8 protein-coding genes are annotated in these 8,551 nt (G+C 67.3%); 3 read left to right on the top strand and 5 right to left on the bottom strand.

Annotation, left to right across the window (positions count from 1 at the left end; translation table 11 throughout):
* The first annotated feature begins 251 nt into the window (after window positions 1-251).
* On the top strand, window positions 252-1,043 hold the full coding sequence (locus EUA98_RS18935; RefSeq protein ID WP_130104242.1) for a GNAT family N-acetyltransferase: 792 nt from the start codon (window positions 252-254) through the stop codon (window positions 1,041-1,043).
* 128 nt (window positions 1,044-1,171) lie between these two features.
* Window positions 1,172-1,408 carry a DsrE family protein gene (locus EUA98_RS18930; RefSeq protein ID WP_130104241.1) on the top strand — a complete coding sequence of 79 codons (237 nt, stop codon included), beginning with the start codon at window positions 1,172-1,174 and terminating at the stop codon, window positions 1,406-1,408.
* Between the two features lie 147 nt (window positions 1,409-1,555).
* Here the strand turns inward: EUA98_RS18930 and EUA98_RS18925 are convergent, their stop codons facing one another.
* From EUA98_RS18925 to EUA98_RS18905, 5 genes are all read right to left on the bottom strand, one after another.
* Window positions 1,556-2,572: an NAD(P)H-binding protein gene (locus tag EUA98_RS18925; RefSeq protein ID WP_130104243.1), complete on the bottom strand. Its 1,017-nt coding sequence runs from the start codon at window positions 2,570-2,572 to the stop codon at window positions 1,556-1,558.
* A gap of 705 nt (window positions 2,573-3,277) precedes the next feature.
* Entirely contained in the window at window positions 3,278-5,623 is a 2,346-nt protein-coding gene (locus EUA98_RS18920) for a putative bifunctional diguanylate cyclase/phosphodiesterase (protein WP_130104240.1), read from the bottom strand.
* Between the two features lie 579 nt (window positions 5,624-6,202).
* Window positions 6,203-6,790: an alpha/beta fold hydrolase gene (locus EUA98_RS18915; protein WP_130104239.1), complete on the bottom strand. Its 588-nt coding sequence runs from the start codon at window positions 6,788-6,790 to the stop codon at window positions 6,203-6,205.
* A gap of 25 nt (window positions 6,791-6,815) precedes the next feature.
* The gene (locus tag EUA98_RS18910) at window positions 6,816-7,157 is read right to left on the bottom strand and encodes a TetR family transcriptional regulator C-terminal domain-containing protein (RefSeq protein WP_130104238.1); all 342 of its coding nucleotides are present in this window, start codon (window positions 7,155-7,157) and stop codon (window positions 6,816-6,818) included.
* Window positions 7,150-7,926, bottom strand: coding sequence for an IS110 family transposase (locus EUA98_RS18905; protein ID WP_207219164.1), 777 nt, complete (start codon window positions 7,924-7,926; stop codon window positions 7,150-7,152). Before EUA98_RS18905 ends, EUA98_RS18910 begins: the two co-directional genes overlap by 8 nt.
* Before the next feature lie 353 nt (window positions 7,927-8,279).
* Here EUA98_RS18905 and EUA98_RS18900 point away from each other — a divergent pair.
* Window positions 8,280-8,551: terminase gpP N-terminus-related DNA-binding protein (locus EUA98_RS18900; protein WP_165372914.1), on the top strand; the 272-nt coding region annotated here is incomplete at its 3' end.

Below are 8,551 nucleotides of genomic sequence, written 5' to 3'. Positions count from 1 at the left end.
CTTCGGCATGGCGAACATCCTTCCAGCGAGGACCAGGTCCTCACAGGTCAGGAGTCAACGAAACCGGGGGCAGTCCCGGTTGTGGTCGACGAGCTTCGCCGCGACATCGCCTATCACCAATTATGTGGCGGTAGGTCGTGGGCTCGGGTCGTTCGGGATATCGAGTGGCTCGTGCTGTGCTGCACGTCAGGGCAGCAAGAAATCCGTGGCGGTTCCAGCGCGGGGCGGGCAATACTTGCCTCGTGATAATCATGAGGCGCGAGGACCCGGCGGACCGTAGGGCGGTCGAGAATCTGACCCGCGAGGCGTTCTGGGGGATGACTGGCCCGCGCTGCAATGAGCACCTGCTTGTACGCCGACTCCGTGAGTCGGACGCGTTCGTGCCCGAGCTCGACATGGTCGCGGAGGTCGATGGCACCCTGGTGGGGAGCATCGTGTTTTCCCGCGCGCAGGTGGTCGGCGAGGGCGGGCGGTGGGATGTGCTGACGTTCGGGCCGCTCAGCGTCGCGCCGGGACGCCAGGGCAGTGGTGTGGGGGGTGCGCTTCTGCGCCGCAGCCTCGTCGAGGCTGCACGCCTTGGGCACCGCGCGGTCCTTGTGTACGGCCATCCTGACTACTACCCGAGGTTCGGGTTCGTCCGCGGCAGCGAGGTCGGGATCACGGCGCCAGGCGGCATCACGTTCGACGCGCTGATGGCGCTTGAGCTGGTTGACGGCGGGCTCAACGGTGTGCGGGGCGAGTTCCGTTTGGCCCCGGCCTTCGTCATCGACCCAGTTGACGCTGAAGCGTTCGATGCCACGTTTCCCGCGAAGGAACTGGCCACGCTCACGCCAATCGACGTGTTCGACGGCCATCTGCCGGCGTCCGTCCTCGTGGCGCTGGGCGCTCACGAGATCGGCGACCTGCAGGCTTTGCGGCGCTTCAGCTTTGGCGAGATGACCGCCTGGGACGGTATCGGCGCCGCCGGCGGCGACGCGCTCCGCGCGGTCATGGCTGCGCACGGACTTCCTTGGGGACCACCGCGGGAGGCCGTTTCCACCTGACGCGGACGCTGGGTCGCTCAAGCCTGGGGGTTTGCCGTGTGCGATCGTCACATCTTCGACCGGACCAGGCGCGGCGCACCGGTTCGGTTGACGGCGGACTCCGAACCACCCTCCTACAACGCCCTGCGATGGGCAAACTCACAGATGGCGGCGGAGACTCGGTGATCGCCGTTGCGGCCGGGCAGAAGGTGGCGAACGAGTACTACAACACCGGAAAGCAAGCAGCGAACCTCGTGGCGGCCGGGGCGGCGCTTTGGTGCTGCGATACATGCATTCCCGCCCGCGGGCTGACCGACGATCGGCTTCTGCCCGGCGCGCAACGATTCTCCATCTCCGAGTTCCTGGAGTGGAGCACCTGGGCCTGAGCGTCACCCCAGAAGCTGATAATTCGGGCGCTGAACGACAGCCAAGCAGCTGTCGGCCACTACGAGAACTGGCCCCGCGCGTGCTCTCGTGGCCACGGACAATGAGCGTGCCCCTTCAGTTGCTGGACCCAATTTCATCCGGTGCGCTCAGAAGCCCGGCAGGACGTCCTTGACCGCGTCGACCACCTTGGTCATTGCGGGCCGGTCGTCGCCACCGCTGGCCCAGGCCGGGTCCTGCGGCAGGGGCCCCATCGGGTCTGCGTCCTTGGGCCCCGTCGCGGGCGGAGCGAGCGAGCGGCGGAACGCCTCGTCCAGCCCTACCAGACGGTGTCCCTCGGGAAGCAGCATCTCCCGGAAGTCGTCGTTCGCCGCGACCATGTCGTGGCGGAGGCTCTCGACCAGCGCCTCGACCGTTGGCCGGGGCACGTCAGTGAGGCTGCCGACCAGCGTCCCCACGAGCGCAACCGGCAGCAAGGGCACGTCGACCTGTGGGCGCTCTAGTCCCGCGTACGAGGTGTAGGCGCCGAGCAGCGCGCCGTAGCGGAGCCGGTCGGGGCCACCCAAGTCGAAGTGGCGCGAGGGGCCGGTGTACGCGAGGGCGCCGACCAGCGCCTCAAGCGCGTCGACGAGAGCGATCGGCTGAACTAGGGAGTTCATCCAGGTCGGGATGGTGTGCACGAGCATGCGTTCGCTCACCTGCCGGATGATCTCGAACGACGTGGACCCGCTGCCGAGGAGCACGGCGGCGCGCAGCACGACCACGGTCGCGGGGCCGTCGCTCAGAATCCGCTCGACCTCGCGGCGGGACTTGATGTGCTCGGAGAGGTCGCCGTCGGCGACATCCGGCACGACCCCGGAGAGGTACACGATCCGGTCGACACCGTGGGCACGCACGCCGCTTGCGAGGTTGGTGGCTGCCTTGCGGTCGGTCTGCGCGAAGTTGTCCCCGCCCATCCCGTGGATCAGGTAGTACACCGCGTCCACGCCCTCGCAGGCGACCGCGACCTGGTCGGCATCAAGCACGTCCATGACGACGGTTTTCACTCGGTCCCCCCACCACGGCTGCACGCGGTCAGGGTTGGTCGTGGTCGTGCGCACATCGTGACCGCGCTCGAGGAGTAGCGGCACCAATCGGCCCCCGACGTAACCCGTCGCACCTGTCACCAGGATCTTCAACTCGTCCTCAACTCTCCACGGGTTGTCTCTCCACGGGTTGTCGGCGTCTGGCCAAGTCGCAGCACGATGACTGCAACCCTGACGTGACGCCTGGTCGGTACGCGCAAAACGTCCGCTCATGCCCGGCAAAGCGCGCGCAGCGCACAGCGACCGACTTACCTACGGCCTCAAAAAGGCCATTCGGCGACGACGTGACCGAGCGACCGAACCCCCATCTTCAGCCCGAACGGGCTGCACCGCCAGGGGCACCGATGACTTACCTCGCTACCGGGCGTTGAGCGGCGACGACGTGTTCCGGCGCACCGTAGGTGGCCTTGATGTGATGGTGCTTAGCTGAGTACGGACCGCGACTCGATCGGTTCGATCGGTTCGATCGGTTCGCCATCGGCCGGGCGGATCCACGTCGCGACGCCGACGAGCACCACGGATTGCAATGCGGTGGTGCAGGTCGGGCACGTGGGTGTGGGTGTGAGTGTGAGTGTGGGGTGCTCCCTTGGCGAGGGTGATATGCGCTGGGGCGAGTTCGTCGAGGTCTGCGGTCACGCCGTTGTCGACCGCCCAGCACACGCACGCGGCCGCGATCAGGAGCGCGCCGATCCGGAAGTCCGGCGTCGACCCTGACCAGCCGACCACGACGCTCGCGACGGCGACCGATCCGGCACCCACCGCTGCCCGGCGCCCGATGTGCTCACGTCATCTCGCGCTCTGTTTGAATGCAATGACTGGTTCGGTGTGCGGGTGGATGTCGAACGGTGCGGATTGGTCATGGCGACTGGGCGCCGATGGACGGTGCGATCGCAAGATCTCGGGGATCCGTGATTCGATGCGGGTGATCAGTTCGGGGACTTGCGGGGGAGGGACGGGGCGGCCGAGCCCGTAGCCCTGCACGCCGGGGCAATGCATGTCTCGCAGTGCGAGCAGGGTCTCGTCGTTTTCGACTCCTTCAGCCACGACGTCGAGGTGCAGGTTTCGGGCCAGTTCAATTGTGGACCGCACGATCGCGGCGCTTGGTTGGTCACTAACCATGTTGGTGACGAAAGACTGGTCGATCTTCAGGCGTGTGACGGGTAGTCGCTGCAGGTAGGCGAGGGAGCTGTGGCCGGTGCCGTAGTCATCGACTGACAGTGTCACTCCCATGGTGGCGAGCCGGGTGAGCACCTGGATGCAGCGGCGGGGATCGACCATCGCGCTGCTTTCGGTGATTTCCAGTTCGAGCGTGCCGGCATCTAGCCCATGTCGACCCAAGGCCGCGCTCACATGGTCGACGAGATGGGGGTCCAGGAGATTGCGGGCTGACAGGTTCACTGCGACGGTCAGGTCCAGTCCATCGCGGTGCCAGCGGGCGTTCTGGGCGAGCGCGCGGTCGAGGACGTACTGGGTCAGTGGTCCGATCAGACCGGATTGCTCGGCTGCGGGAATGAACGCGCCGGGGCCAAGAAGCCCGTATTTTGGGTGTTGCCAGCGGACCAACGCCTCGACCGCGAACACTCGGGCGCTGCGCAGGTCCACCTGTGGTTGATAGTGCAGCACGAGGTCGCCGTGGCGCAGGGCGTCTGCCAGCTCCCCGATGAGCAGCAACGCGAGTGCGCCACCCGATTCCATCTTGGCTTGGTACCGGGCGACCCGGCCGGGGCGCCTCCTCGCGGCGGCGAGGGCGATATCCGCCCGGTGCAGTGCCTGCGCAGGTTCGGAAGCGTCCTGCGGCAGCACCAGGACAGCCGCGCTCACCTCCACCGAAACGTTCAGCTCGGGCAGGTCAAATGGAAGCTCTAGGGCGCGGTGGATACGCGCGGCGTCCCCCTCCGCGTCCTGCGCGCTGGCCAGTGATGGGTCGAGGACGCCGAACCGGTGGTCAGCCACGCGTGCCACCATCGCACCAGTGCCCACCAACGTCTCTAGCCGGGCGCCCACTGCTTGCAAGATCGCTTCTCCGGCCCGATCCCCTAGGACGTCGTTGATCTCGTTGAACCGTTCCACGTTGATCACCAGCATCTCGGCACCGTGGTGAGAATCGAGGAGCCAGGCGAGGTGGTCCACGATCTGGCGCCGGTTCGCCAGACCGGTTAGGTAGTCGGTCCCTGCGAGCGTGCTCAGCTGAGCACTTTGATGCTCCAGTTGACCCACCATCCGGAGCATTCGAGCACCGAACAACACGATGAATGCGCTGGCCGCGATGATGATCGCCCAGACGTGCAACGGAGTTTTGGTGATCACCTCCACGGCCAGCACACCGGGTACGATCGCCGCCGACCCTGCCAGCGCCGCCAGCCGTCCCTTTTCCGAGGTGGCCACCTGCGTGGGGGCTCGCACGGACAGCCCCCGCATCGACGGGTGCAGCGCGGCTGCACCCCACAACACATATGCGGCGAGCCACCCGAGGTCGAGGACCTGCGCGTGGGCGTCGATGACCGCGACCCAGGTTGAGGCCACGAACAGGCTGTCCGTGATGATCACAGCGACTAGTGAACCGGTCAGCAGCAACGACGCGATGGTCGCATCCCGGCGCGCTGTCACCACCCGCATAAGCACCGCGAACAGCAGCACGTCACCAACCGGGTAGGCGACCGCGACGATCCGGTCAAGAATCGGGGCGCCGCCGCCAGTCCAGGTAGGTTCGAGCAGGAAGACCCACGACACTAGGGCAAGACCCACTGTGAGGATGGCGCTGTCAAGAACTGCGGCTAGACCGTTCTCAGGTCCCCGGCTGCGCACCAGGATCAGCAAACCGCCGGCGAGCATCGGGTACGCCGCAAGGTAGGCCACGTCCGCGACCGACGGGAATGGCGACACCAGCAGCCCATGCTCGAACCACGCATAGATCGCGTCCCCGAGCACCCAGGCGGCATTGCCGGCGGCCATCAGGTGCCACCCTCGCCGATGTGGCGGACCATGACGACGCACACCGATCACGATCGCCACCGTCCCAGACGCGCCAATCAGGCAGTAGACAAGATCGCGCCCAAGCCCCACCGGCATCGAGAAGACGCCCGCGCTCACCACCACGCCGGCGATGAGGTACCGCCACCAGATCGTCTTCATCGCCTACTCACGATCTATCCATCGGCAGCCCAGAGCGGAAGTGAAGGAACAACAAAGTCAGACACGGATGAAGAGTCGAAAGTGCTCACCAAGAGCTCGCAGGACGAGTCCAAGTGCACGCGCTGATGGCCACCTACCGTGAGCTGACTGGCGTCGTGGTCCCAACCCGGGCTGCGGCGATCCTGGTCGGGGTGGCGCGAGCAACCGCGACGCGGGCGAGCGCGATCAAGACCGCCCAGCTGGCGACCAATAAGGCCCGCGGCGCTCTCGAGCGGCTCACGAGGAGGCCACGAACCGGCAGACCTGATCGACCACCGCGCGGTCCTGGAGTATCCGCTGGTGTCCCAGTCCGGTGGTGGTGACGAACTGCGCGCTCGGCCAGGCCCGGGCGAGTAGGGCACCGTCGGCGTACGGAAACCTCTTTGTCCTCGCGATCGTGCACGATGAGCGTCCGTGTGGCGAGCGTGCAGGTGGTCGCGTCGAAGTCGGACAGTGGACGCTCGGCCAAACGCTCGAGTCGCACGAGGAACCGTCGCTTCGTTCGCTGGCCGTACCCGAGGGCGACGGAGAGGGCGTCCGTCATACCGACCGGGTCTGGGCTCGGTTCGATAAGGGCGAGCCGGGACACCGGTGCGCCATCGCGAACGGCGAGGGCGGCGGTAGCGCCGCCGAGCGAGTGAGCGACGACGCACCGGCGCGGCCGTGGGCGTCGGTGAGCTCGGTGAGCGCCTGGGTGAACTCCGCCGCGTTGCCGCGACCTGGGCCCATGGCCCCAGGACCGGAGTCACCGTGGCCGGGTGCGTCGAGGACGACGACCCGATAGCCCGCTTCGACCAGCGGGGTGATGAACGCGCCCATCTGGCCGCGCCACCCGCCCCACCCATGCGCAAGGTAGACCGGCGGGCCATCGCCCCAGGCCTCCACGGCGAGGCGGCAGCCGGCCGCGGTGGTGAGGTCGGATCGCACGCCTGCGCCGGGGCGCGCGTCGCGGCGGCGACCGGCGTTCTTCGGCATGGTGCACCAGATGTGGATCGCCCAGCGGGCGGCCAGTGGCGGGGCGAGGCGGTCGAGGACCGTGAATGCGGCCCGCAACGGGGTCCACCGCGGGCGGCGAGACACTGCCCGGGCGGTCAGTCGGGTTGCGAGGGGGGTCGAGGTGGGGGTCATGGGTCCTCGGGTCGGGAGAGATTCGTCAGGTGCGAGCGGCGAGAAGCAAGGCCTCGAAGGCACGCCGAGCTCGCGTCTGAGCGAGCTCGTCATCGAGCAGCCGGTGCCAGTGGTAGAACGCAAGCATCACTCCGTCGAGGTCGGTGGCGAACTGGTCGGGATCGGCGTCGGCGCGGAAGTGCCCCGCATCGATCCCCGTGCGGAACACCCGCGCGATGGTGTCGTACAGATCGCGGTGGTCGCGGGCGAGCTTCGCCCGCACGGGCCCGACCTGTTCGTCGAGCTCGGCGCTGGCCTTGACGAAGAGGCAGCCACCGGGGGCACGATCGAGGCCGCTTCGGACCCAGCGCTCGAATAGCTCACGCACCCGCGGCTCTCCCCGCGGGCAGGCGAGGGCCGGTCGGACGACGGCGTCGGTGAACTCCAGTCGCGCCTGGGGCCGACAGTTCGTCGATACGAGTCAGGTGCAGGCGGCACAAGAAGGCGTGATGGGCACCGAAGTTCCCGGTGAGGGCTTCGACCAGGGCGGGGATCTTGGACCGCACCCGCCCAGGAGCCATGTCTGCGATGACGCCGGGGTTGTCCTCGCCGGCGATGAGTGCCGCGAGCATCGCGCGACCGGAGGCACCCAGGATGTCGGTCGCGACCGAAGAGACCTTGATCCCGGCGTCCTCAAGTTCCTTCTCCAGCCGTTGCGCCTCCCGGGTGCGCTCCACCGCCAACGTGGACCGGTACCGGGTCAGGTCCCGCAGGTTCCGGACCGGTTCGGGCGGCACGAACGACGCCTTCAACAACCCACACTCACCGAGCTGGGCGAGCCACGCCGCGTCCGAGACGTCGATCCTGCGCCCGGGCAGGCCCTTCGCGTGCGCGGCGTTGACCAAGATCACGTTCAGCACGTCCTCGAGCAGGTAGTACGCACCTCGCCAGTAGTCGCCGGTGGCCTCCATGACGACCAACGTGACTTGCTCAGCGACCAACCAGACCCGCAGCGTCAGCAGCGCGTTGGTCGTCATTGCGAACGTGCGGATCTCTTGGCGGCGCGAACAGCCCGTCGGGCTCGGTCTGCGCACGCACGCCTTCAGGTCCTTCTTGCCGATGTCCAGCGCGGCGCACCGGTCGTGCAAAACGTCCATGACTCCTCCAGTCGTGCAGATGAACACATGCACGACCGCCCGGAGGGACCACAGGGCTAAAGAGTCTGACCCTCGTGCTCAAGGCAACAATCGACAGTTCCTGTCAGTGGTCCCCAACACCAACCTCGTTTGCGAGCTGAGAAGCATCAGAGCGTCATCGGCGTCCCGGACAGTCGCACGCCGATTCTCCCGCATCCACGGCGGCCGAGCGAAGCGACCAAGAAGCCTCGTTTGAAATTCCCCGGTTCTGCTCACTGAAATTCCCCACCTGCGTGGCTTCGCCGAGACGGGCGGAGCTCCCTTGAGGCTGGCGGTCTCTGACCACACCAGCTCAAGGGAGCCCGCGTCCGTTCATGCTCACACGGGAGGACGACATCGACGTGCACGCATTGCGTCGCCAGGGTTGGACGATCACCGCGATCGCCCGGCACCTGGGTAGAGACCGCAAGACCATCCGCACCTATCTCGCCGGGGACCGCCAGGCTGGCGTACGGGCCCGCACGACCGAGGGGCCGTTCGAGGTGTTCGCGCCGTACTGCGCGCAGCGTCTAGCGGACGACCCGCACCTGTGGGCCAGCACGCTGTTCGACGAGCTGAGGGACCTCGGGTACGTCGGGTCGTATCC

Origin of the sequence: Pengzhenrongella frigida (genome assembly GCF_004168625.1) — a bacterium.
In the GTDB taxonomy this organism is placed as follows: Bacteria; Actinomycetota; Actinomycetes; order Actinomycetales; family Cellulomonadaceae; genus Pengzhenrongella; species Pengzhenrongella frigida.
Note: the sequence above shows the minus strand (reverse complement) of the source record. Positions and strands in the feature narration are given on the sequence as shown.